Below are 23,451 nucleotides of genomic sequence, written 5' to 3' on the forward strand. Positions count from 1 at the left end.
TGAACGTCCTGTGGGCGATGCTGCGTGACAAGAGGGAGTTCACCTCCGTCCCACCCGTCACGCAGACGGCTTGACACGGTCATTGAGATTCTCCTCGGGCGGGCGTACGGGCGTACGGGCAGTCCGGCGCGGGGCCTCGGCCCCGCTCGACGTCCATGAGTGAATACCCCATGGGGGTATCGAGTCAAGCGGATCGAAGCGGCGAAGAATACCCACCAGGGGTATCCGCCAAGGCTTGCTCTCCATACCCCATGGGGGTATAAATGAACCCGGCGCCGCCCGATACCCCTGCGAGGTGCGACGCCCGGCCGCCGAACGCACCGCACGACCGGCAAGACGACTGTCACGAGGAGCGACGATGACTACGCAGGCACCCGCCTCCGCGGAGGTGGAACTCTCGATCGGCGGAATGACGTGCGCCTCGTGCGCGGCCCGCATCGAGAAGAAGCTCAACCGGATGGACGGGGTCGCCGCCAGCGTCAACTACGCCACCGAGAAGGCGAAGGTCTCCTTCGAGGACGGTGTCGAGGTCGCCGACCTGATCGCCACCGTCGAGGCCACCGGCTACACCGCGGCGCTGCCCGAGCCCCCGGTCGCCGAGGGCCCGGACGGCGAGCGGACCCGGCCGGCGGACGAACTGGCCCCGCTGCGCGCCCGGTTGTTCACCGCGGTGGCGCTCGCCGTGCCGGTGATCGCGATGGCGATGGTCCCGGCCCTGCAGTTCGACAACTGGCAGTGGCTGTCCCTGACCCTGGCCGCCCCGGTCGTCACCTACGCCGCCTGGCCGTTCCACCGGGCAGCGTTCACCAACGCCCGGCACGGCGCCGCGACGATGGACACCCTGGTCTCGCTCGGCACCGGCGCCGCGTTCCTGTGGTCGCTGTGGGCGCTGTTCCTCGGCGACGCCGGGATGCCGGGCATGCGGCACGGCTTCGAGTTCACCATCGCCCGCAGCGACGGCGCGTCGAACATCTACCTGGAGGCGGCGGCCGGCGTCACCGCCTTCATCCTGGCCGGGCGCTACTTCGAGGCCCGCTCCAAGCGCACCGCCGGTGCCGCGCTCAAGGCGCTGCTGGAACTGGGCGCCAAGGACGTGACGGTGCTGCGCGGCGCGGCCGAGGTACGCATCCCGATCGCCGAGCTCGCCGTGGGCGACCGCTTCGTGGTCCGGCCGGGCGAGAAGATCGCCACCGACGGCCTGGTGGTCGAGGGGGCGTCGGCGGTGGACGCCTCGATGCTGACCGGTGAGTCCGTCCCGGTCGAGGTCGGGGTCGGCGGCAGCGTCACCGGCGCCACCGTCAACGCCGGCGGCCGGCTGGTGGTCGAGGCCACCCGGGTCGGCGCCGACACCCAGCTGGCCCGGATGGCCAAGCTGGTCGAGGACGCGCAGAACGGCAAGGCCGCCGCCCAGCGCCTCGCGGACCGGATCTCCGCCGTCTTCGTGCCGATCGTGATCACCCTCGCGGTGGCCACCCTCGGCTACTGGCTGGGCACCGGCGAGGGCTGGACCGCCGCCTTCACCGCCGCCGTCGCCGTGCTGATCATCGCCTGCCCGTGCGCCCTGGGCCTGGCCACCCCGACCGCGCTGCTGGTCGGCACCGGCCGCGGCGCCCAGCTGGGCGTCCTGATCAAGGGCCCGGAGGTCCTGGAGTCCACCCGCAGGGTCGACACCATCGTCCTGGACAAGACCGGCACGGTCACCACCGGCCGGATGACCCTGATAGCCGTCCACACCGCCGGCAGCACCACCGAGGCCGAGGTGCTGCGCCTGGCGGGCGCCCTGGAGCACGCCTCCGAGCACCCGATCGCCCGGGCGATCGCCGACGCCGCCGCCAAGGCCGGCGAACTGCCCGCCGTCGAGGGCTTCGAGAACGTCCCGGGCCTGGGCGTCCAGGGCGTGGTGGACGGCCACGCGGTGGTGGCCGGTCGGGAGGCGCTGCTCAACGAGTGGTCGCAGTACCTGTCGGAAGACCTGGTCGCGGTCAAGCGCGCCGCCGAGGCGGCGGGCCGCACCGCGATCGCGGTCGGCTGGGACGGCGAGGCGCGGGCCGTCCTGGAGGTCGCCGACGCGGTCAAGCCGACCAGCGCCGAGGCGATCGGCAAGCTGCGCGCACTGGGCCTGACCCCGGTGCTGCTGACCGGTGACAACCGGCGGGTCGCCGAGGCCGTGGCGGCCGAGGTCGGCATCGCGCCGGAGCACGTGATCGCCGAGGTCATGCCGCAGGACAAGGTCGACGTCGTCAAGCGGCTGCAGGCCGAGGGAAAGGTCGTCGCGATGGTCGGCGACGGCGTCAACGACGCCGCGGCCCTCGCCCAGGCCGACCTCGGCCTCGCGATGGGCACCGGCACCGACGCCGCGATCGAGGCCGCCGACCTCACCCTGGTCCGCGGTGACCTGCTGGCCGCGGCGGACGCCATCCGGCTCTCCCGCCGGACCCTCGGCACCATCAAGAGCAACCTGTTCTGGGCGTTCGGCTACAACGTCGCCGCCCTGCCGCTGGCCGCGGCCGGGATGCTCAACCCGATGATCGCGGGGGCGGCGATGGCCTTCTCCTCGGTCTTCGTGGTCGGCAACAGCCTCCGACTGCGCCGCTTCCGCTGAACGGCCTCCGCTGAGCGGCTTCTGCTGCGCCGCTTCCGCCGAGCGGTCTCCGCTGAACCGCTTCCGCCGTGCCGTGCGGACGCCGGACCACTCTCCACCGCCGGGCCGAGGCCCCGGAAGCCCGCCGGGGCTCCGGGGTCCCGGCGTTTCCGGGGTACGGCCGGTCAGTCCTCCGGCAGCTCCACCGCCTGCCAGCGGTACGCCGCGTCCTCCTGCCAGACCTGCAGTTCACCCTCCACCACCGCGGCCAGGCAGAGCCGCCAGTCGTCGCCCATCGCGAGCGCCACCCGGGTGGCCGGGCGCAGGGTGGGCCGCCACCAGCGGGGGCGGCGGGAGGCGCCGCCGGCCGGGAGCCGCAGCCGTACGCCGCCGGCGCCGGCCAGGGCGACGGTCGGGCCGCCGCGGTGGCCCGCCATGGCGATGTCGAGGGAGGGTTCGCCGTCGCCGATCTCGGTGCCCGGCCCGGCGGAGCCGAGGGTGTGCAGCTGGACGGAGCCGTCCGGCCGCAGGGTGGCGGCCTGCGGGCCGGCGGAGGTGCGGGCCAGTGCCCCGGCGCGCAGCGCGCCCTCCGGGCCGACCGGGGTGGGCGGTTCGGTGGTGCCGGGCCGCCGGCCCAGCACCCGGCCGTGGTGCTCGACCAGGACCAGCCAGCAGCCGGGCCGTTCCTCCAGGGCGGCGAGGACCCGGTCGGCGGGGCAGCCGGGCAGCTCGTGGCCGGTGAGGGTGAGGCCGGGCGCCCAGCGGTAGGAGCGCAGCGCGCCGCCGACGGCCGTCCAGACCGTCATCTCCCCGGCCGGACCGACTGCCCCGGCCAGCCCGTTGACCCCGCGCGCCGCCTCCCACCAGCCGGCCGACGTGCCGACCCAGAGGGTGTTGCCGCGGTCCTCGGCGCAGACCACCAGCTCGCCCTGGCGCCCGGCCCAGCCTGCCGCCAACTCCCGTACGGCTCCCGGCCCCTGTCCGGCGGGCAACAGTCGGCCGGTGTGGCCGGGGCCGGCCAGCGCGGTGCCGTCGGAGCCGCCGGTGACCACCAGCGGGCGGCCGGTGCGGTCGGGCAGCACGGCCAGTCCCGCGGTACGGGCCACCGGCCGGTGCGAGCGCAGCAGTTCGCGGCCGCGGGCGGCCCACGGGCCGAGCGGGGAGGGGCGGCGCTCCGGGTCGCGGGCCAGCGGCTCGCACGCCCAGCGCGCCAACTCCTCGCCGTAGCCGGCCGCCAGCAGCTCGGCGCGGGCCTGTTCGGCGGCGAGCCGGTGGTCGAGCCGGCCGTGGTCGGGCAGCAGCAGGGTGCGGGCGAGGGTGCCGACCGCGAACAGGTCCTTGGCGGTGGTCGGGAAGCCGCCGACCTGCTCGGCCTCCGGCGGAACGTGCCCGGGGGTGAACACCGCGACGGTCAGGGTGTGGTCGAGCGGGGCGAGGAAGGTCAGGTCGATCAGCTTGACCTGGCCCTGGCCGTCCACCAGGACGTTGGCGGGGGAGATGTCGCGGTGCACCCAGCGCTTGCGGTGCAGCTCGTCGACGATCCGGCAGAGCCGGGCCAGCACCTCGGCCACCGCCGCCGGACCGCCGCGCTGGCCGCGCGCCCAGGTGTGCAGCGGCGCGCCCTCGACCCAGGGCGAGATCTGGTAGCCCAGCAGCCCGGCGGAGGGCGCCGCGCCGGGCCGGTGCGGGGAGGGGCCGAGCAGGAAGCTGGGCACCACCAGGTCGGTGACGCCCAGCCGGTGCGCGTTGTGCGACACGTCGTCCCAGCGCCCGAGCCAGCGCCGCACCTCGGACGGGTCGCGCTCCAGCATGATCTTCGCGGCGACCAGTTCCTTGCGACCGTTGTGGCCGGTGCGCACGGCCCGCCACACCTCGGCCTCGCCGCCCCGGTGGTGGAACTCCAGGAGTTCGTACTGCTCGGGGTCGAACTCCGGCCCGAACCGGAGCCCGGGCACCCAACGCGACTCGGACACACGACCCCCGACGTTATGAACCGCTCGACGCTGCTGACTGCCCGGTCGACGGCCGCTCGATGCTTTCGACGAACCGCTGTTGGTGCGCTTGTTCACGTCCTGCTCATGCGTTGCCCAGGATAGTGCTCTTTCCTGTTCGTCTGTCCGATCGAGGGCCTATTCTGATGGCGCCCGAGCAACATCACGACACGACGTCAACTCATGATCGTTCGAACCTCGTTGATCATGGAGACGACGACATCCTGACACAGGGGGACGGTGCATGGCGCTGCTAGCGGTGCTGCTGATCGTGGTGGCACTGGCCGGTGCGGCCGTCGTCGTACTGGCGCGCCGCCGAGGAGCCCTGGACGCCGACGCGGTGGCGAGAGCCCTGGCCGCGGCCGCCGAACAGCTCACCGCCGGGAAGGCCGCCCAGGCCCGCCGCCGCTACGCCCGACTGGCGAAGCGACTCGCCGCCGGGCCCGCCGAACTGGGCCCGCAGCGCGGCCTCGCGCTGCTCGGCCAGGCCGAGGCGACCATCCCCACCGGCGACCGGGCGGCCACCCTCGCGCTGCACCGCGAGGCGTTCCCGCTGCTCACCGACCCGGCCCGCCAACTGCCCCGGTGGAGCCTGCGCCACCTCGCCGAGGAGCGGATGCGGGGCGGTGAGCGGACCCCGGCCGACGAGAAGTCGCAGACCGGGGAACGGCCCCGGGCCCAGGACGGCGACCTCGGACCGCTACTCGCCTTCCTCCAGGCCACCGCCACCGGCGCCGAACCCGGCGAGGAGGCCCAGGCCGCCGCCCGCGCCCTCGACTGGCTGCAGCGCCGCTGCCGGGAGGGCTCCGCCGCGCAGCGCGAGGAGGCCACCGTCCGCGCCCTCGCCGCCCTGCCCGGCCGCGACTGGCCGGTGCTCGCCCGCGCCGCCCTGCTGCAGGAGACCGGCCGGCTCGCCGAGGCCGAGACGCTGGTCGCCGACTCCGTCCGCGGCGGCAGCGGCGAGCTCTACTTCCGCTGGGGCATCCACCACTACAACCGCCACCGGGACGGAGCCGCCGTCGCCGCCTTCGACGAGGCGCTGCACACCGGCCCCGGCGAGCCCTCCCCGTGGGGTCGCGGCCCGGCACTGCGCACCGACTGCCTGCTCTTCCGCGGCCTGGCCAAGCAGCGGCACGGCAACACCGACGGCGCCTGGAGCGACTTCGCGGCCGCCACCGCGGAGAGCCCGACCGACCCCCGCCCCCGCTACGCCCTCGGCCGGCTCGCCCTGCTGCTCGGCGCCGACGACCAGGCCCGGGAGCAGTTCACCGCCGCCCTGACCGTCCAACCCTCCTTCGCCCCGGCCCGGTTCGGCCTCGCCCTGGTGCACGAACGGGCCGAGCGCCACGCCGAGGCCGCCGCCGACTACCGGGCCGGCCTCGACCGGGCCCCCGACTGGCGCCCCGCCCGGGTCCGGCTCGGCGCCGCCCTGCTCGCCGCCGGTCGGACCGCCGAGGCCGAGCCGCTGCTGCGCGCCGAGTCCGACACCGAACCGGGCAGCCGCTGGACCGGCATCGCCGCCTTCCACCACGGCCTCGCCCTCGCCCGCACCGACGACCCGGCCGGCGCCCTCGCCCGCTGGGAGCCGCTGGACGACGAGGACCTGAGCGAGCGCCGGGCCCTGGCCCGCGACCGGCTCGCCCGCACCCGGCTGGCCGGGGACCCGGTCGCCGCCCGCGAACTCTGGCAGCGGGCCGCCGCCGAGCACCCGGCCGCCCCCGGCTACCGCGCCGCGCTGCGCGAGGCCGCTCTCCGCGAGGCCGCCCACCTGCTGGTCACCGGCCGCGACCGCCCCGAGTCGCGGGCCGGCGCCACCGCCGCGCTCGCCCTCGCCGACACCCTGCCCGGTGCCCTGACCCACCGCCAGGCCCGGCTGCGCGCCGCCCTGGCCCTGGCCGAAGGCAAGCCCGAGCCGGTCGGCACCCTGCTGGACGCCGGCAGCGGCCTGCGCGACCGCTACCACCTCGCCGCCGTCGCCCTGCTGGCCGGCCGCCCGGCCCAGACGATCGCCCTGCTCGGCCCGCCCGACCCGAACGGGGACCCGGCGACCGCCCGGCTGCGCGCCCTGCTCGCCGAACGGGCCGGCAACTGGGCCGCCGCGCTGGAGTGGTACCGGAACTTCCTGACCGCCGCGGCGCCACAGGGAGCCACCCGTGCGGCGGAGCCCGCCGGCGGCTGCACCGCCTGCGACCGGCCCGCCACCGGCGCCTGCGCCGGCTGCGGCCGCGAGGCGTGCACCGGCCACCTGCACACCCCGGAGGGCGCCGGCTCGCCCCGCTGCGTCCGCTGCGCCGGCCCCGCGCTGCGCGCCGTCCTGGACTGCGCCCGCCGCACCGGCGCGCCCGAGCAGGCCGAACCCGTCCTCGCGGCCTGGGCCGCGGCGCTCGGCGACAGCGCCGCCGCCGCACCGGTCCGGCTCGACCTCGCCCTGCTGCGCGCCGAACTCGGCCGCCACGACGAGGCGCTGGCCGACCTCCCCGCGGACGCCGCCACTGTCCGCGCCGCCGTCCTGATCCGCCGGGCCGGCGCCGCCCTCGCCGCGGGCCGGCCCGGACGGGCCGCCGGCGACCTGCGCCAGGCCCTCCGCCTGGCCCCCGGCCACCCGCGGGCCACCGAGACCCTCGTCCTGCTCGCCGAGCACGAGGCGCACCAGCACGCCATCGAGGGCCGCCACCGCGAGGCCTGGGAGGCCTACCGCGACCTGCTGCTCAAGGATCCGGCGCACCCCCGGCTGCTGCACGCCCTCGGTCTGGCCGGTTACCGGCTCGCGACCGCGTCCGGGGCGGCTGCCTCCGGGGCCGACGGGTCCGGGAGTGCTGCGTCCGAGAGCGCTGGGTCCGGGAGTGCCGCGTCCGACGCGGCCCGGGACGAGGTCTGGGCCTGGACGCTCGGCTGCCTGGTCGCCGCCCTGCACCAGCCCGAACTGTGGGCCGAGTCCGCCCGGATCACCGGCCGCACCCCCGAACCGCAGCGGCTCGCCGCCGCCCGCACCGGGCTCATCGACCGGCTGCGGGACGACCTGCGCGCCCTCGACCGGGCCGCCGGCCGCAGCGGGGACGAGGTCTCCGCCTGGACGCTGCGCCTCGGCATGGAGGCCCACACCGCCGACGCCTTCGCCCAGGAGGACCTCCGAATAGCCCTGCCCGGCTGCCCCTCCCGCCGCCTGACCGTCGGCCCCACGCTCGACCGGCTGTTCCGCGCGGAGCCCGAACTCGCCGCCTGGGCCGAGGCGTTCGAGCAGGCCGTACGGGCCTGGCGGCAGCCCGCCGGCTCCGGCGCCCCCGGCCCGGCCCGCGCCCTCGGTCTCTTCGGCGAGCTCGGCCCGCAGCGCTACCTCCAGCTGCAGGGCCGCCAGGCCGCCGCCGTCGCCGCCCTGGACGCCGTGCCCCAGCAGCGGCGCGGCGAGGACTGGCAGTCGCTGCTCGGCGAGTCGCTGGTCAGCCAGGCCCGCGAGCACCACCGCAACCAGGACTGGCGGGAGGCCCTGGACTGCCTCACCCGGGCCCGGGCCGTCCCCGGTGCCGCCCTGCCCGCCGACTCCGTTGCCATCGCCGCCGAGTCCGGCGTCCGGGCCGCCCGCGCGCTGCTCAAGAGCACCGTGGACGACCAGCCGGGAGCGGCCGAGCTGCTGGAGAAGGCGTACGCGCTCGCGCCGGACGACCCCGAGGTGCGCGGCGACCTCGGCGCCACCTACGCCCAGTGGGCCCGCAAGATCAACAACGAGGACAAGGACTACCCCCGCGCCCTGGAGCTGCTGCAGAAGAGCCTGGAGCTCGTCCCCGGCGACCCGACGGCCCGGCACTTCCTGGAGGCCGCCCTGGGCAACCGGGCCGGCCAGCTCAGCCGCCCCGAGGCCTCCGACGCCGAGCTGGAGGAGGCCGCCGACGCCTGGCGGGCGCTGATCGCCCTCAACCCCGACCCGGACCACCGGCTCGGCCTCGCCTTCGTGCTGCGCCACCTCGCCCGCTCGGCCGCCTTCGCCGACGACCGCGGCCGCGCGGTGCGCCGCATGGCCGAGGCGCTGGACGCCGACCCGGAGTGGGACGGCGACGCCGAGCACGAGGCCCCGCGCCGGGTCGCGGTGATGCTCGCCAACCACGTGCTCGACGCCATGGGGGACGACCCGTTCACCGCCCAGGCCGCCGTGCTTCAGAAGGCCATGTCGTACGACGACTCGACCGACATCCGCCGCCTGATGGTCAGCGTCTGGCGCGGCGAGGCCATCGGCCACTACGAGGCCCGCCGCTACCAGGAGGCGCTCCGGCTGCTGGAGGAGGCGCTCGGGCTGTCCCGCACCCCGGAGGACGACGACAAGCTGCACCGCGAACTCGGCATCGTCTACGGCTCCTACGCCGTCCAGCGGGCCAACGCCCGGCAGCTGCGGGAGGCCCGCGATCTGGCCCGCAAGGCCGTCGAGCACAACCCGGAGGACCTGGAGCTGCGCGCCATGCAGCGGAGGATCAACTCGCTCTACTGACGGCAACCGCACGGCAGTTGCCGTCGTCCTAGACCGTGCGCCCCCGGCGCCGGCCGCCGTCCCGGCCGTCGGGACCGGCCGGTCGGGGCCGGCCCGCCGAGAGCCGTCCGTCGAGAGCCCACCCGCCGAGAGCCGCCCGCCGAGAGCCGCCCGTCCTGAGTCGTGAATCGTGAGGAGAGGGACCGCCCGCCATGCCACTGCCTGAACCGTCGCCGTACGAGGTCCTGGGCATCCCGCTCACGGCCGGCGTGCGCGAGATCAACCTCGCCGTCGGACCGGCGATGCGGGCGGGCCGGCACACCCGCCAGCAGATCCAGGAGGCCGCCGCGTTGCTGCGGAACCCGGACCGGCGGCTGGAGTCCGACCTCCAGCAGCCCCTCCCGCCGGAGCCCGTCGCCCGGGCCGCCGACCTGCTGGCCCCGGCTCTCGCCGAACCGCTGCTGGTGATCGAGCGCCCGCCGCTGCCGCCCGTCCCCGCCCTACTGACGCTGCACCGCGCCGAGCTGGCCGCCGACTTCGCCGAGCCCGCCCCGCCGGGCACCGACCCCGAACCGCCCGTCCCCGCCCGCTACGCGGCCGACCTGTCCGTGCTGCCGCAGATCGAGGTACCCGAATGACCGACGCACCGACCGCATCCCCGCTCGACGGCCACCGGCGGCTGGAGATCCCGCCGGGCGTCGAGGAGGTCGACCTGGAGCGGAAGTTCGTCCAACTGCTCTTCCGGTCCTCCCTCCTGGGGAGCAAGCTGACGGAGCAGCGGCAGACCGCCCGGGCCGAGCAGCGCGACCTGCTGGGCATCCTGGTCGAGGTGGACGACGCGCTCGCCGCCCTCGGCCTGGACCGCGAGCTGGTCGCACTGGGCCGCGGTGAGGGCATCGAGGCCACCCGGCGGCGGCTGCTCGGCCGGCTCGCCAAGGCCAAGGTCCGTCCGATGCGGCTGGAGGGCATGCCGGCGGACCCGGAGCTGACCGAGATCGTCGGCACCGAGGTCCGGCCCGGGGTGGTGCCGGAGACGGTGGTGCGGACGGTGGTCACCGGGTTCTTCTGGGAGGACGAGGTGCTGCGGCGGGCCCAAGTGGTGGTCGCCGCACCGGAGCCGGAACGGGTGCCCGACACGGAGGCCCAACAGCTCGACGGCGCCGGGGAGCCCGGGGCCGTGCCGGACGGACCCGCCGCCGAGGCACCCGAAGCATCCGAAGCACCCGAAGCCGCTCGGACGGCCGAGTCGGCCCGGACGGCCGAGGCCGCCGGAGCAGGCGATCCCGCCGCCGCGCAGCCCGTCCGCGCCCAGCCCAAGGCGGCCCCGCCCCGGGCCCGCCGCAAGGCGATGGCCGCGGGCAAGCGGGCCAAGCGCAAGAAGTAGCCAGGACCACGAGGGGCAAGAGGGGAACGACATGTACCGCACACTCGGCATCGACCTGGGCACCACCAACTCCGTGGTCGCCCACCTGCGCCGGGGCGAGCCGGAGATCATCTTCAACCGGCAGAACCAGGAGGCCACGCCCTCCGTCGTCGGCAGCGGCCGCAAGGGCGAGCTGCTGGTGGGCTCCACCGCGCGCAGCCGGATCGCCATCGACGGCGCCAACGTGATCCGCTCGGTCAAGCGCTTCATGGGCCGCAAGTTCAAGGACCCGCAGGTGCAGGCCGCCCTCAAGGAGGTCGACTACAAGGTCACCGCGGGCACCGACGGTGACGTCAACGTCTGGTTCAACGGCCGCTCGTACACTCCGATCGAGATCTCCGCGATCGTTCTGCACCGGCTCAAGGAGGACGCCGAGCAGCGCTTCGGCGAGCCCTTCCACCGCGCCGTCATCACCGTCCCCGCCTACTTCGGCGAGCGGCAGGTCGCCGCCACCCAGGAGGCGGGCCGGATGGCCGGGCTGCACGTTTTGCGGATCATCAACGAGCCGACCGCCGCCGCGCTCGCGTACGGGATCACCTCCGAGGCGGGCGACGAGGGCAGGACCGTGCTGGTCTACGACCTCGGCGGCGGCACCTTCGACATCTCCATCCTGCTGCTGGTGCCCGGTTCGGTGTCGGTGCTCGGCATCGAGGGCGACAACCTGCTCGGCGGCGACGACTTCGACCGGGCGATCACCACCGCGCTGCTGGAGGACATCCGCGAGGAGTACGGCTCGGACTACCAGCCCGACCTGCGCGACCGTCCGAAGATCGCCTCCACCGCCGAGACGATCAAGATCGAGCTCTCCAACCAGGAGTCCTCCGAGGTCATCCTGCCCGGTCTCGGCGCCGGACAGCTGGTGCTGGAGACGGAGTTCGAGCGCGCCCGCTTCGAGGAGCTGATCGAGACCCAGATCGAGCGGACCATCGAGCTGACCCACAAGGCCATCATGCAGGCCAACCTGACCGTCGGGGACATCGACGAGGTGGTGCTGGTCGGCGGCTCGACCGCGATCCCGCTGGTCGCCCGGAGGCTCGGCGAGGTGTTCGGCCCCCGCCGGATCCGGCGCGGCGTCAACCCGATGCAGTGCGTGGCGCTCGGCGCGGCCGTGCAGTCCGCACTGGTCGGCGAGGTGGAGTGCCCGGAGTGCCGGGCCCCCGGGGACCTCTCCGCCTCCAACTGCGCCAACTGCGCGACCTCCCTGCTCGGCGGTGATCGGGTCTCCTGCCCGACCTGCCACATCCCGGTCGACTCCGCGGCCGCCGACTGCCCCAAGTGCGGCCGGGAAACGGGTGGTTCGGCCGGCGGTGCGACCGTCCCGAAGCAGGTCCAGGACACCACCGTGGTCCGCAACGACAACTGCCCGCGCTGCGGCACCCCGGCGGCCCCCGGCGTCACCGCCTGCGAGCTGTGCGGCGAGGCGCTCAACTCGGCCGCCCCCGGCGGGACCAAGGTGATCTCCACCGCCGCCGAGGACGTCGGCCTGCGCTGCGCCTCCTGCGGCGTGGTCAACCCGCCCGGCAGCGAGACCTGCACCGGCTGCGGCGAACTGATGCAGGTGACCAACCCCTTCGACATCACCCCGAAGAACCTCGGCATCGAGCTCAACGACGGCCGGCTCGCCGTCATCATCCCCAAGAACACCAGCTACCCGACGAGTTCGCCGGTCAGCCGGGAGTTCGTGGTCTCCGGCAGCGGCCGGCAGCGGCTGGAAGTGGCGGTCTACGAGGGCGAGCACGAGATCGCCCAGCAGAACGAGCTGATCGGCCACCTCACCCTGCGGCTGCCCGAGGGCCTGGGCGGACGCACCCCGGTGGAGGTCTCCTTCGGCCTCGACCGCGACCGCACCATCACCCTGTCGGTACGGATCCAGGGAGGCGCGGAGAAGACCGTCAAGCTGGAACGGGTCACCCTGGACCCGGAGCTGAAGGTGCAGGTCGAGGAGCAGCAGCGGCAGATCGAGACCTTCACCGACCGCTGGGGCGGGGAGCTGACCGAGGCCGAGATGCGCGAGGCGCAGCGGCTGATGGACTCCCTGGACGACCTGGCGGCCGGTCAGACCCGCGGCCAGTCGGTGGACGAGGCGCTGGAGCGGGCCCAGCGCCAGCTCAAGGCCCAGCGCTGGGTGCGCGGCTCGGAGGCGTACCTGAGCCTGTTCATCCACTACTGCGAGAAGCACCTCGACCCGAGCGACCTGGACCGGCTGCGGTCGGTCTCCGCCGAGCTGCGGCTGCGCCGCGAGGCGGCCGACTGGGAGGGCGCGATGCGCGCGGCCCAGCGGGCGGACGAGCTGTGCGACTCGCTCGGTCACACCATGCGGATGCTGACCATGTGCAACGTCTACGTGACCCAGAACATGGTCTCGCCCGCCCTGGGGCAGCTGATCATGGCGGAGCTGCGCGGCCTGGACGCCGCCGTGGAGGCGCCCAACATGGAGGAGGTCAACAAACACATGTCGAACCTGCTGGCGCTGTACGCGCAGGCGCAGCGGGAGCTCGGCAGCGAGCCGGCCGCGGAGTCGCTCGGCCCGGTGCGCCCGGAGGAGGCGGGGCCTCGATGAGTGCCGTGACCGACCCGGAGGTGCTCTGTCCGCTGTGCAAGGTCGCGGCGGATCCGCGGAGCCTGTGCTGCCCCTCCTGCCGTGAGGACCTGTCCGCCCTGTTCCGGCTGCGTTACGCCGGTCGGATCGATTACAACCGGGCGTTGGAGGCACTGGCGGCCGGCGACGAGGCGACGGCGCGGTTCCGGCTGCGGGGCGCCCTGGAGGCGGAGCCGGGCCTGCACCCGGCCCGGGAGCTGCTGGAATCACTGAGCGTGGCGGGGCCGGCGGGCCTCGTGCGGGTGGGGCGGGAGGGCGACACGCCCTCTGAGTGACCAATTCGGACCCTCCCGACCTGCCGTCGCGTTCCATCGGTGCGAGTGTGATCGTCACACGGATGTTCGCCACCCTCACAAGGAGTGACGCAATGCGTATTCGCACCACCCTCGCCGCCACGGCGCTCGCCGCCGTGGCCGTCCTGGCCGGTGCCGGCACCGCCGCCGCGGGCGAAGCCACCGCCAACGGTGTCGCCTTCGGCTCGCCCGGCGTGCTGTCGGGCAACCAGATCCAGATCCCGATCAACCTCGAAGCCAACGTCTGCGGCAACACGATCGGCATCATCTCGATCCTGAACCCGGCCATCGGCAACACCTGCATCAACGCGTGACCCGTGCGCTGGGGCCGTCCGTCGAACCCGACGGGCGGCCCCAGCGCCGCGTCCGGGGCCGGGCCGGTGGTGCCGCGCCCGGGCGTGCTCCGGTACCCCCGTTCGGGGGTGGCGGCAGGGCCCCGGGAACGGGACCATGGTCCCCGACCCGCCCCGTCGCACCCTGGAGCCCGCACGTGCCGACCACGCCGACCCCGCGCAGCTACTCCTCCGGTACCTCGGACGTCCCCCTGCTCGGCGACACCATCGGGGAGAACCTGGACCGCGCGGTGCGCGCCTTCCCCGACCGCGACGCCCTGGTCGACCGCCCCACCGCCCGCCGCTGGACGTACGCCGAACTCGCCGCCGACGTCGACGCCGTGGCCCTCGGCCTGCTGGAGCTCGGCATCGCCAAGGGCGACCGGGTCGGCATCTGGGCGCCCAACTGCGCCGAGTGGACGCTCACCCAGTACGCCACGGCCAAGCTCGGCGCCGTCCTGGTCACGGTCAACCCCGCCTACCGCGCGCACGAGCTGGAGTACGTGCTGAACCAGGCGGGCATCCGACTGCTGGTCGCCGCCGAGCGGTTCAAGTCCTCCGACTACTCCGCGATGATCGACGAAGTCCGGCCCCGCTGCCCCGAGTTGGAGCGGGTGCTGCTGATCGGCGGCGCGACCTGGGACGACCTGCTCGCCGCCGGCCGGCGGGCCGGCCCGCGACTGGTCGCGGAATTCGCCGCCCGCCAGGGCGAGTTGGCTCCCGACGACCCGATCAACATCCAGTACACCTCGGGGACCACCGGCTTCCCCAAGGGCGCGACCCTCTCGCACCACAACATCCTCAACAACGGGTACTTCGTCGGCGAGCTGCTCGACTACACCGAGCAGGACCGGATCTGCATCCCGGTCCCCTTCTACCACTGCTTCGGCATGGTGATGGGAAACCTGGCGGCCACGTCGCACGGCGCCTGCACGGTGATCCCGGCGCCGGCCTTCGAGCCCGGTGCCACCCTGGCCGCCGTCGCCGCCGAGCGCTGCACCTCGCTGTACGGCGTGCCGACCATGTTCATCGCCGAGCTCGCCGACCCGGACTTCGAGCGCCACGACCTCGGCAGCCTGCGCACCGGCATCATGGCCGGTTCGCCCTGCCCGAGCGAGGTGATGAAGGAGGTCATCGGGCGGATGGGCATGGCCGAGGTCTCCATCTGCTACGGCATGACCGAGACCTCGCCGGTCTCCACCCAGACCCGCGTCGACGATCCGGTCGAGCGCCGGGTCTCCACCGTCGGCCGGGTCGGCCCGCACCTGGAGGTCAAGGTCATCGACCCGGCCACCGGCCGTACCGTCCCGCGCGGCGAGCCCGGCGAGCTGTGCACCCGCGGCTACTCCGTCATGCTCGGCTACTGGGGCGAGCCCGAGCGCACCGCCGAGGCCGTCGACGCCGCGCGCTGGATGCACACCGGGGACCTCGCGGTGATGGACGAGGACGGGTACCTCGCCATCACCGGGCGGATCAAGGACATGGTGATCCGCGGCGGCGAGAACCTCTACCCGCGCGAGATCGAGGAGTTCCTCCACGCCCACCCGGACGTCCTGGACGTCCAGGTCATCGGCGTCCCCGACCCGAAGTACGGCGAGGAGCTGATGGCCTGGGTCCGGATGCGCGAGGGTGCCGAACCGCTCACCGCGGAGGCCGTCCGGGAGTACTGCGCCGGCCGGCTCGCGCACTTCAAGATCCCGCGCTACGTGCACGTGGTCGAGGAGTTCCCGATGACGGTCACCGGGAAGATCCGGAAGGTCGAGATGCGGGAGGAGTCGCAGCGGATCCTGGGGCTGTAGGGCTGCCGACGGCTTCCGCCCGCACCGGCGGCGCGTGTCGCCGGTCCGCGCTCGCCCGGGCGGGTGGAAGAGCGGGCGATCGGGAATGCGATGCCGTTGGTGTGCGCACAGTCCCGGCATGACTGCTCCCACCCCGGTCCGCTCGCTGCTGACGGACGCCGCCCTCGCCGTGCTCCTCGCCCTGGCCCTCGCGTCCCCGGCGGCGCCCGCCCTCGGCGACCCGGTCGGGCCCGCGGCCGCCTGCGCGCCGCACCCCGTCGACCGATCCGGTGACACCGCCGGCCCCCGCGGCCGCTGACCGGGCCGGTCCGGGGGGCGAACCCGGCCGCCGGGCGGGAGAGTGTGATCATGCCACTCGACGTCACCGTGGAACGCCTGATCCCCCGTCCGCCCGCCGAGGTCGCCGGCTACGCCATGGACTGGCGCCGCGACCACGAGTGGACCCGGGGAATCCGCAGCGCCGCCCTCACCCGGGAGGCCGACACCGGGGGCTTCGGCGTGGGCGCCGAGGTCACCCGGACCGCCCACTTCCTCGGGCGGCGCTTCGAGTACGTGCTGCGGGTGGCCGGCTACGCCCCGCCGCAGGTGCTCGACATGGTGTCGGTGGCCGGGCCGATGCCGATGCACGTCACCTACACCTTCGAGCCCACCCAGGGCGGCACCTTCGCCCGCATCCGCGTCCGCGGCGGATCCACGGGTGTCCACCGCCTCACCGCGCCCTTGATGTCCCGCCAGGTCCGCTCCTCCCTCGCCAGGGACCTGCGCACCCTCGAAGCCCGCCTCACCGGCTGACCGCTCCGCACCGACCTCCGTCCGGAGCCCGTCCCGCACAGCCCCGTCCCGCGCGACCACGTCCCGGGTGGCCGCTGCCGGCCCCTCGGCGTTCGCTTCGCTCCGGTATCGTGCGCCGTCGTTCGGGCCCGACGGGAAGAGGTGCAGGTCAATGAGTGGGTCGGCGTCGGCTGTCGGGCCGGGGGAGTTGCGGCGACACCTGGGCGTGTTCGACGCCGTGGTGATCGGGCTGGGGTCGATGATCGGCGCGGGCGTCTTCGCCGCGCTGGCGCCCGCCGCGGCCGCCGCCGGCTCCGGGCTGCTGATCGGACTGGCGCTGGCCGGGGTGGTGGCGTACTGCAACGCGACCTCCTCCGCCCGGCTCGCCGCCCGCTACCCGCAGTCCGGCGGCACCTACGTCTACGGCCGGGAGCGGCTCGGCGAGTTCTGGGGATACCTCGCCGGGTGGGGCTTCGTCATCGGCAAGACCGCCTCCTGCGCGGCGATGGCGCTCACCGTGGGCTCGTACGTCTGGCCCGCCCAGGCCCACGCCGTCGCGGTCGCCGCGGTCGTGGCGCTGACCGCGGTCGACTACGTCGGCGTGCAGAAGGCCGCCTGGCTGACGCGGGCGATCGTCGCCGTCGTGCTGGGCGTGCTCGCCGCCGTGGTGGTGGCCTGCCTGAGCGGCGGCCAGGCGGACGCCGGCCGTTGGGCGGTCGGCGCGGACGCCGGGTTCCACGGGGTGCTGCAAGCCGCCGGCCTGCTGTTCTTCGCCTTCGCCGGGTACGCCCGGATCGCCACCCTCGGCGAGGAAGTGCGCGACCCGCAGCGCACGATCCCGCGCGCGATCCCGCTCGCGCTGGGCATCACCCTGGTGGTGTACACCGCCGTCGCGCTCGCCGTCCTGGCCGTCCTCGGCCCCGAACGCCTCGCCCACGCCGCGGCGCCGCTGGCGGACGCGGTCCGGGCCGCCGGGGCGCCCGGGCTGGCCCCGCTGGTGCGCGCCGGGGCGGCGGTGGCGGCCCTCGGCTCGCTGCTCGCGCTGATCCTCGGCGTCTCGCGCACCACGCTCGCGATGGCGCGCGACCGCCACCTGCCGCACGCCCTGGCCGCCGTCCACCCGCGCTTCGGCGTGCCGCACCGCGCCGCGCTGGCCGTCGGCGCGGTGGTGGCCGTCGTCGCGGCCGTCGGCGACGTGCGCGGCGCGATCGGCTTCTCCTCCTTCGGCGTGCTCGCCTACTACGCCGTCGCCAACGCCTCCGCCTGGACCCTCACCCCGGGCGAGGGCCGCCCGCGGAGGATCGTCCCCGTCGTCGGTACGGCCGGCTGCCTCGCGCTGGCCTTCGCCCTCCCGGCGGCCTCCGTCCTGTCGGGCGCGGTGGTGCTCGGGCTCGGCGCCGCCGCGTACGGCGTGCGCAAGGCGGTGGCCCGCCGCTGACGCCGCGGTCAGTCGGCGAGCCGGTGCGGGCAGCCCGTCCGCACGGTCCCCGGCCACCTCGGCACCGCCCCGGGCCGGTACCCGGCCCGCAGGAACGCCGACGGCCGGCGAGGCGCAGTGCCTCGCCGGCCGTCGGCGTACGCGGGTGTTACCAGGCGCCCCACTCCTGGTCGGTCGGGACGATCTCGCGGCCGAGCGGCGTCAGCGAGACCGGGATCATCTTCAGGTTGGCCCAGCCGAAGGGGATCCCGATGATCGACAGGAACAGTGGAATGCTGGTGATCAGGTGCGCCAGCGCCAGCCACCACCCGGCGAAGACCAGCCAGATCACGTTGCCGACGCACGACGCCGCACCGGCGTCCGGCCGCTCCACAGCCGTCCGCCCGAACGGCCACAGGATGAAGCCGGCGATCCGAAATGATGCAATGCCAAATGGAATGGTAATTACGAGTACACAGCAAATAATTCCGGCGACTACGTAGGCAAGTGCCATCCAAATGCCGCAGAAAATCAGCCAGATGATATTGAGGATGAACTTCACTGCACTCATGCTTGATACCTTCTCACGGCTGATGGCGTTCCACTACGTCCGTGCCATGCCCGCTGGCGAGCGTGTCTACGCCCCTGTCGGTGCTCGTCAGGGGGGCGGTTCGGGCTTGCAGCCGCATGCATGAATTCTTGCGGCTGGAGCACCCGCCGAGGATGGCCCCGGTGCGGTGGGCGCTGAAGACGCCCGCCACGGCACCTCGAACACCGGCAGTGCATACTGCTCGGCGAGTCTCGGGGGTGGTGGCCGGGCGGGATAGAGGCCGCCCGGCACGGGTCGCACGACGGTTGGGCGCAGGCCGGGGAGAGATATCCGACGCGTACGGCCTCGACCGGTGTCCGGGCGCTCGCGGCCCGTGCGGCGAAGCGGGCGGGCGTGACGCAGCACTCGTCGCCCTTGGTGCGGTCGCGTGCGGTCGTGCGGCGGAAGTCCCACTGGCTCGGGGGTGCCGCCGCCCTGAGGCCGGACACCTCCGAATGCCCACCCGGTGCCCCGCCCGTCGCCATGGGGGCGGGAGAACGACCTCGGAGGCGGGCGGTGGGAGCCGCCCGAACACGGCGGACGCGGTCCAGGCGGTGCACCCGACATCGGGGGTCCGGTCCGTCAGGACACCACAGGCCGCGACCCGGTCGGCGCGGAGGCGGAAAAAATATGTCCAGCCGACGTTGAACCGTTCCCCTTCGGGACTCGTGTGGAAGGTGTCCGGGCGATCACCGCCCGGATCGTCAACCAGTCACTCTCCAGGGGGAGTTCGCCATGCCGAAGTTCGCCACGCCCACGTTCGCCGTGCCCGGGTTCGCCGCGCGCCGGATGCTCGCCGCCACCGGCGTCGCCGTGCTCGCGCTCACCGCCAGCGCCTGCGGGCCGGACACGGCCGACGGCTCCGGGGGGAGCGCGGCCACGTCTGCCGCCGCCCCTCCGGCCGCGGCCGCCACGTCGTCGGCCCCGGCCACCGGCGCCGGCGGGGTCCGGCTCGTGGCCGTGAAGTCGGCCACGCTCGGGCCGGTCGTCACCGACTCCGCCGGCCGGACCCTGTACCGCTTCGACAAGGACACCGCCAAGCCGTCCGCGAGCACCTGCGTCGACGCCTGCGCCGCGAAGTGGCCGCCGGTCACCGCCCAGGACGCGGTCCAGGTCACCGGAGTGGACTCCGCCCTGGTCGGCAGTGTGGCTCGGCCGGACGGCACGAAGCAGGTGACCCTCAACGGCTGGCCGCTCTACCGCTTCGCCGGGGACACCGCGGCGGGGCAGACCAACGGGCAGGGCGTCGGCGGCACGTGGTTCGCGAGCACGCCCGAGGGGAAGAAGGCGCCGGGCACGACCGGGCAGGCCGCGTCGCCGACCGCCGCGCAGAGCGGCGGCTACTCCGGCGGTTACTGACGGGCCGCGCACGGCGGCGGGGCCGCGGGCGCCGCCTTGCCCGTGCGGGGACCCGTCGCCCAGACTGTCGCGGTGCGCCGGAACCGCAACCACCACTGGCCGGGGGGTGCCGCCCTCCCGGTCGGCGTCCTGCTCTGCCTCGTCCTCGGGCTGTCGCTGTTGGCGCTCCGGTTCCGGCCCGGCGGGCCGGAACCGGCGTCCGCGTTCGTCGACATCACCGCGGTGGCGGCCACCGCGCCCGCGCCGCCGGCCGGCGGCCCGGACGCCTCCGGCGGCTCGTACGCGCAGGACTGCGGACGCAACCAGGAGGGCCACCGCAACGCCGACAACGTGGTGGTCTCCCCCGGGACGGTGGGCGGCGCCCACCACGTGCACGACTACGTCGGCAACCTCTCCACGGACGCGGACTCCACCGACGACAGCCTCGCCGCGGCCCCGAGCACCTGCACCGACGGCGACCGCTCGACGTACTACTGGCCGGTGCTGCGCCGCACCGACCGCGTCGCCCCGGCATCGAGCACCGGCGTTGCGGCCTCCGACGACCCGCACGACGTCCCCGGCGAGATCCTCGCTCCCGAGCGGGTCTCCATCGAGTACCTCGGCAATCCGTGGTCGAAGGTCGTGCCGATGCCGCGCTTCCTCCGGCTCCTGGAAGGCGACCCGACCGCCGCTACCGACGGCGGAGCCGAGGCCGGCGCCCGCTGGGGCTGTACGGGATTCGCCGACCGCACGACCACCGACCGCTACCCGCTCTGCCCCGCCGGCAGCATGCTCATCCGGACCCTGGACTTCCCCAGCTGCTGGGACGGCCGTGGCACCGACAGCCCGGGCCACCGCGCCCACGTGCGGTTCCCGTCCGCCGGCGGCCTCTGCCCGCACGGCACCTTCGCGATCCCGCACCTGCGGGTGACCGTCGGCTACCGCCCGCCCCCACCCCGGGCCTTCGCCCTGGACGCCTTCCCCGAGCAGCAGCACAGCCCGCTCACCGACCACGCCGTGTACATCGGCCTGATGACCGACCGGCAGATGGCCACCCTGGTGGCCTGCCTGAACGAGAATCGCAACTGTCGGGAATCCGGTTGAACCGGACGGCCGCCGCGTACGTGCTGGACGTGGCACCCGACGACGGAGGAATGGCGGATGGCGAGGACACGACCGGGCGGGCGGCAGGACGCCGCCGACGAGGCACTGATCCGAACGCTCTACGAGCAGCACGGCGGCGCACTGCTCGCCTACGCCGTCCGGCTCACCGGTGACCGCGCGGCGGCCGAGGACGCCGTGCAGGAGACGCTGATCCGGGCCTGGCGCAACCCCGAGGCACTGACCGAGGCCCGGGGATCGGTGCGCGGCTGGCTGCTGACCGTGGAGCGCAACCTGATCACCGACCGGTTCCGGGCCCGGGCCGTACGACCGGCCGAGGTGGCGGAGGTCTCCGAGGCGACGGCCACCGTGCCGGTCGAACGCGACCACGCCGAGGGCGTGGTGGAGACGCTGGTGATGTCGCAGGCGCTGGAACGCCTCTCGCCCGAACACCGCGACGTGCTGCGCTCGATCTACTTCCAGCGGCTGTCGGTCACCGAGGCCGCGGAGCAGCTGGGCATACCCGCCGGGACGGTCAAGTCCCGCGCGCACTACGCGCTCCGGGCGCTCCGGCGCTCGTACACCGACAGGACGGGGACGTGGCAGGGGGTGTCGGTGTGACCAGGGACGACGCGGGTACGGGCGGCATGGGCACGGAAGACGTGAACGCGAACGGTGCGGGGACGGACGGCACGGGCGCGGCGGGCGGGGGCCCGGTGCCGCACGAGCGGATCGCCGAGCTCGTCGGCGCCCACGTGCTGGGCGTGCTCGATCCGGAGGAATCGGCGGCGGTCGAACGGCACCTGGCCGACTGCCCCGCTTGCCGACAGGAGGTGGCCGAGTTGCGGGAGCTGGAGACCGTCCTGGGCGAGGTGCCGCCCGAGCTGCTGGTGGACGGCCCGCCCGCGGGCGGTGACCTGCTGCTGCAGCGCACCCTGCGGCAGGCACGGGCGGAACGCGGCGCGTCGCTGGCCCGGCGCCGGACCCGGATCGGCGCGGTCGCGGCCGTCGCGGCGGTGGCGGCGCTGGTCCTCGGGATCGCCGTGGGCCGCGGCACGGTCACCGCACCGCCGGTGGCCGCCGGCCCGGCCCCGACTGCAGCGCCGACCGCGACCGTCACCCCGCCGCCGGCCGGGACCAGGACCGGCTCCGTGACGGATCCGGCCACCGGTGCCCGAATGACGCTGACGATGACTCCGGCGATGGGCTGGGTGCGGGTGAACGCGGCGGTCACCGGAATCCCGGCCGGCCAGCGCTGCCACCTGGTGGTCAACGCCAGGGGTGGGGCGACTGCGGACGCCGGCAGCTGGCTGGTCTCCGCTGTCGGCGCCAAGTCCGGTACCACATTGGACGGGTCGGCGATCGTCCCGCCGGATGACGTGGTCTCGGTGTCGGTCGTCAACGAGTCCGGACAGACCTTCGTGACGGTCCCGGTGTAGGGCTCCGCCGCCCGCCGGACCCGTGGTCCGGCGGGCGGGGCAGGCCCCGCTGGTTCCCCCGCCGCCCCGGTGTCCCGGTCGGCACCGGAAGGGCGCGGCCGGGCCCGGCTACTCCGGGAGCAGTTCGGCGCGGCGGCCCCGGGGGCGCGTTCGGGGAACGGTTCCGGAATCGGGGCCGGTGAGCGGGGCGGGTCAGGCCGGGCGGGGGAGGTAGGCGAGGCCGTGGGCGCCGGGCTCGGCCCGCTTGGGGAGGGTGAGGCGGGAGACCGGCGTGAGGGTGTCGAGGTCGATGACGTCGACGGTGGAGGAGACGACGGAGGAGACGTAGGCGAGTCGGCCGTCCGGGGAGGAGGTGATGGTCAGGGGGAAGAGGCCGATCTCGACGGAGCCGAGGAGCCGGTGGTCGTCGGTGGAGAAGACGCTGAGGCGGCCGGGGAGCTGGCGGCCCAGCCGGGAGTCCGGGTCGGGCGCCGAACGGACCTCGCCGGCCAGGAGCTTGCCGGTGGAGGTGAGGTGGACGGGGAGCGCGGCGGAACCGGTCGGGAGGGTGTCGACGACCGAGGCCGTGCGGGCGTCGATGACGCGGATGCCGGGGGTCGCGTCGGGCCGGCCGGCGAAGCCGAGGTAGGGCCCGGCGACGTACGCCCGGGTGCCGTCGGGGGAGACGGCGAGGCCCTCGCTGCCGGGGACCTCGACCTTGGCGGTCAGGACGCCCTTGTCGAGGTCCACGATCGAGACGAACGGGGCCTCCTTGTTGGTGGCGAAGCCGGTGCGACCGTCCGGGGAGACGGCGAACCAGTGCGGGCCGGGGGCGTCGGTGTCGATCCGGCCGATCGGGCGGCGGGTGTCGGTGTCGACGACCACGACGCCGCCGGGGCGGTCCGGGCCGCCCTCCACGCTGACGTAGAGGCGACCGCGGGCGGTGTCCAAAGCCAGGCCGTGCGGGCCGTGTTCGGGGGCGAGGTCGATCACCTCGACGATCCGGCGGGTGTCGGCGTCGATCACGGTCAGCTCGGTGCGGCGGCCGCCGTTGGCGTGGTAGTAGCCGGAGTGGTAGGCGCTGGTGCACCAGAGCAGGCGCTGGGTCGGGTCGAAGCACAACTCGTGCGGCTCGGCGAGGACTTCGACGGTGTCGAGGAGCCGGTCGGTGGCGGCGTCGAAGAAGGAGACGGTCGGGCCGCTCTGGCTGACGGCGGCGAGGACGTCTCCGGCGAGGTGGGAACGGGACATGGTGGACACAGGTGCTCCTTGAAGCGGGTCTTCCCGGTGGACGTCTCCTACTCTCCGGCGCCCGGGGCGGCCGAACAATGCAAGGATGGGCA

General features: G+C 74.7%; 18 protein-coding genes. 15 read left to right on the forward strand and 3 right to left on the reverse strand.

Annotation, left to right across the window (positions count from 1 at the left end; genetic code table 11):
• Positions 1-358: 358 nt before the first annotated feature.
• On the forward strand, positions 359-2,602 hold the full coding sequence (locus tag ACZ7KX_RS00005; RefSeq protein ID WP_470324442.1) for a heavy metal translocating P-type ATPase: 2,244 nt from the start codon (positions 359-361) through the stop codon (positions 2,600-2,602).
• 164 nt (positions 2,603-2,766) lie between these two features.
• Here the strand turns inward: ACZ7KX_RS00005 and ACZ7KX_RS00010 are convergent, their stop codons facing one another.
• Positions 2,767-4,554, reverse strand: a complete 1,788-nt coding sequence (locus tag ACZ7KX_RS00010; protein ID WP_470324443.1) for a serine/threonine protein kinase — start codon at positions 4,552-4,554, stop codon at positions 2,767-2,769.
• Positions 4,555-4,816: 262 nt separating this feature from the next.
• Here ACZ7KX_RS00010 and ACZ7KX_RS00015 point away from each other — a divergent pair, with 262 nt between their 5' ends.
• The 10 genes from ACZ7KX_RS00015 (at position 4,817) to ACZ7KX_RS00060 (ending at position 17,683) form a co-directional block, all read left to right on the forward strand.
• Positions 4,817-9,049, forward strand: a complete 4,233-nt coding sequence (locus tag ACZ7KX_RS00015) for a CHAT domain-containing protein (RefSeq protein WP_470324444.1) — start codon at positions 4,817-4,819, stop codon at positions 9,047-9,049.
• Between the two features lie 191 nt (positions 9,050-9,240).
• Complete coding sequence (locus ACZ7KX_RS00020) at positions 9,241-9,666, forward strand: hypothetical protein (RefSeq protein WP_470324445.1); 426 nt, start codon at positions 9,241-9,243, stop codon at positions 9,664-9,666.
• Complete coding sequence (locus ACZ7KX_RS00025) at positions 9,663-10,412, forward strand: nucleotide exchange factor GrpE (protein WP_470324446.1); 750 nt, start codon at positions 9,663-9,665, stop codon at positions 10,410-10,412. Before ACZ7KX_RS00020 ends, ACZ7KX_RS00025 begins: the two co-directional genes overlap by 4 nt.
• A gap of 31 nt (positions 10,413-10,443) precedes the next feature.
• The gene (locus tag ACZ7KX_RS00030) at positions 10,444-13,011 is read left to right on the forward strand and encodes an Hsp70 family protein (protein ID WP_470324447.1); all 2,568 of its coding nucleotides are present in this window, start codon (positions 10,444-10,446) and stop codon (positions 13,009-13,011) included.
• Entirely contained in the window at positions 13,008-13,325 is a 318-nt protein-coding gene (locus ACZ7KX_RS00035) for a hypothetical protein (protein WP_470324448.1), read from the forward strand. Before ACZ7KX_RS00030 ends, ACZ7KX_RS00035 begins: the two co-directional genes overlap by 4 nt.
• A 92-nt stretch (positions 13,326-13,417) precedes the next feature.
• Positions 13,418-13,657 (forward strand): chaplin, encoded by a 240-nt coding sequence (locus tag ACZ7KX_RS00040; protein ID WP_470324449.1) that lies wholly within the window; start codon positions 13,418-13,420, stop codon positions 13,655-13,657.
• Between the two features lie 176 nt (positions 13,658-13,833).
• Entirely contained in the window at positions 13,834-15,474 is a 1,641-nt protein-coding gene (locus ACZ7KX_RS00045; protein ID WP_470324450.1) for an AMP-binding protein, read from the forward strand.
• 118 nt (positions 15,475-15,592) lie between these two features.
• Positions 15,593-15,772, forward strand: coding sequence for a hypothetical protein (locus tag ACZ7KX_RS00050; protein ID WP_470324451.1), 180 nt, complete (start codon positions 15,593-15,595; stop codon positions 15,770-15,772).
• Positions 15,773-15,822: 50 nt separating this feature from the next.
• Complete coding sequence (locus ACZ7KX_RS00055) at positions 15,823-16,266, forward strand: SRPBCC family protein (protein ID WP_470324452.1); 444 nt, start codon at positions 15,823-15,825, stop codon at positions 16,264-16,266.
• 151 nt (positions 16,267-16,417) lie between these two features.
• The gene (locus tag ACZ7KX_RS00060; protein WP_470324453.1) at positions 16,418-17,683 is read left to right on the forward strand and encodes an APC family permease; all 1,266 of its coding nucleotides are present in this window, start codon (positions 16,418-16,420) and stop codon (positions 17,681-17,683) included.
• Between the two features lie 148 nt (positions 17,684-17,831).
• Here the strand turns inward: ACZ7KX_RS00060 and ACZ7KX_RS00065 are convergent, their stop codons facing one another.
• Positions 17,832-18,233: a YccF domain-containing protein gene (locus tag ACZ7KX_RS00065; RefSeq protein WP_470324454.1), complete on the reverse strand. Its 402-nt coding sequence runs from the start codon at positions 18,231-18,233 to the stop codon at positions 17,832-17,834.
• A gap of 753 nt (positions 18,234-18,986) precedes the next feature.
• On the opposite strand from ACZ7KX_RS00065, the gene ACZ7KX_RS00070 reads away from it, so the two are divergent.
• The 4 genes from ACZ7KX_RS00070 to ACZ7KX_RS00085 all read left to right on the forward strand — a co-directional run bounded on the left by ACZ7KX_RS00070 (position 18,987) and on the right by ACZ7KX_RS00085 (position 22,129).
• Positions 18,987-19,610, forward strand: a complete 624-nt coding sequence (locus ACZ7KX_RS00070; RefSeq protein WP_470324455.1) for a hypothetical protein — start codon at positions 18,987-18,989, stop codon at positions 19,608-19,610.
• Positions 19,611-19,682: 72 nt separating this feature from the next.
• A complete protein-coding gene (locus ACZ7KX_RS00075; RefSeq protein WP_470324456.1) occupies positions 19,683-20,693 on the forward strand; it encodes a DUF1996 domain-containing protein in 1,011 nt (336 codons plus the stop codon).
• Positions 20,694-20,750: 57 nt separating this feature from the next.
• Positions 20,751-21,311 (forward strand): sigma-70 family RNA polymerase sigma factor, encoded by a 561-nt coding sequence (locus ACZ7KX_RS00080; protein WP_470324457.1) that lies wholly within the window; start codon positions 20,751-20,753, stop codon positions 21,309-21,311.
• Entirely contained in the window at positions 21,308-22,129 is an 822-nt protein-coding gene (locus ACZ7KX_RS00085) for an anti-sigma factor family protein (RefSeq protein ID WP_470324458.1), read from the forward strand. The genes ACZ7KX_RS00080 and ACZ7KX_RS00085 overlap by 4 nt, the downstream gene beginning before the upstream one ends.
• Before the next feature lie 192 nt (positions 22,130-22,321).
• On the opposite strand, the gene ACZ7KX_RS00090 is transcribed toward ACZ7KX_RS00085, so the two are convergent.
• Positions 22,322-23,359 carry a YncE family protein gene (locus tag ACZ7KX_RS00090; RefSeq protein WP_470324459.1) on the reverse strand — a complete coding sequence of 346 codons (1,038 nt, stop codon included), beginning with the start codon at positions 23,357-23,359 and terminating at the stop codon, positions 22,322-22,324.
• Between the last annotated feature and the right edge of the window lie 92 nt (positions 23,360-23,451).

This window comes from Kitasatospora sp. NPDC038210, assembly GCF_055600605.1.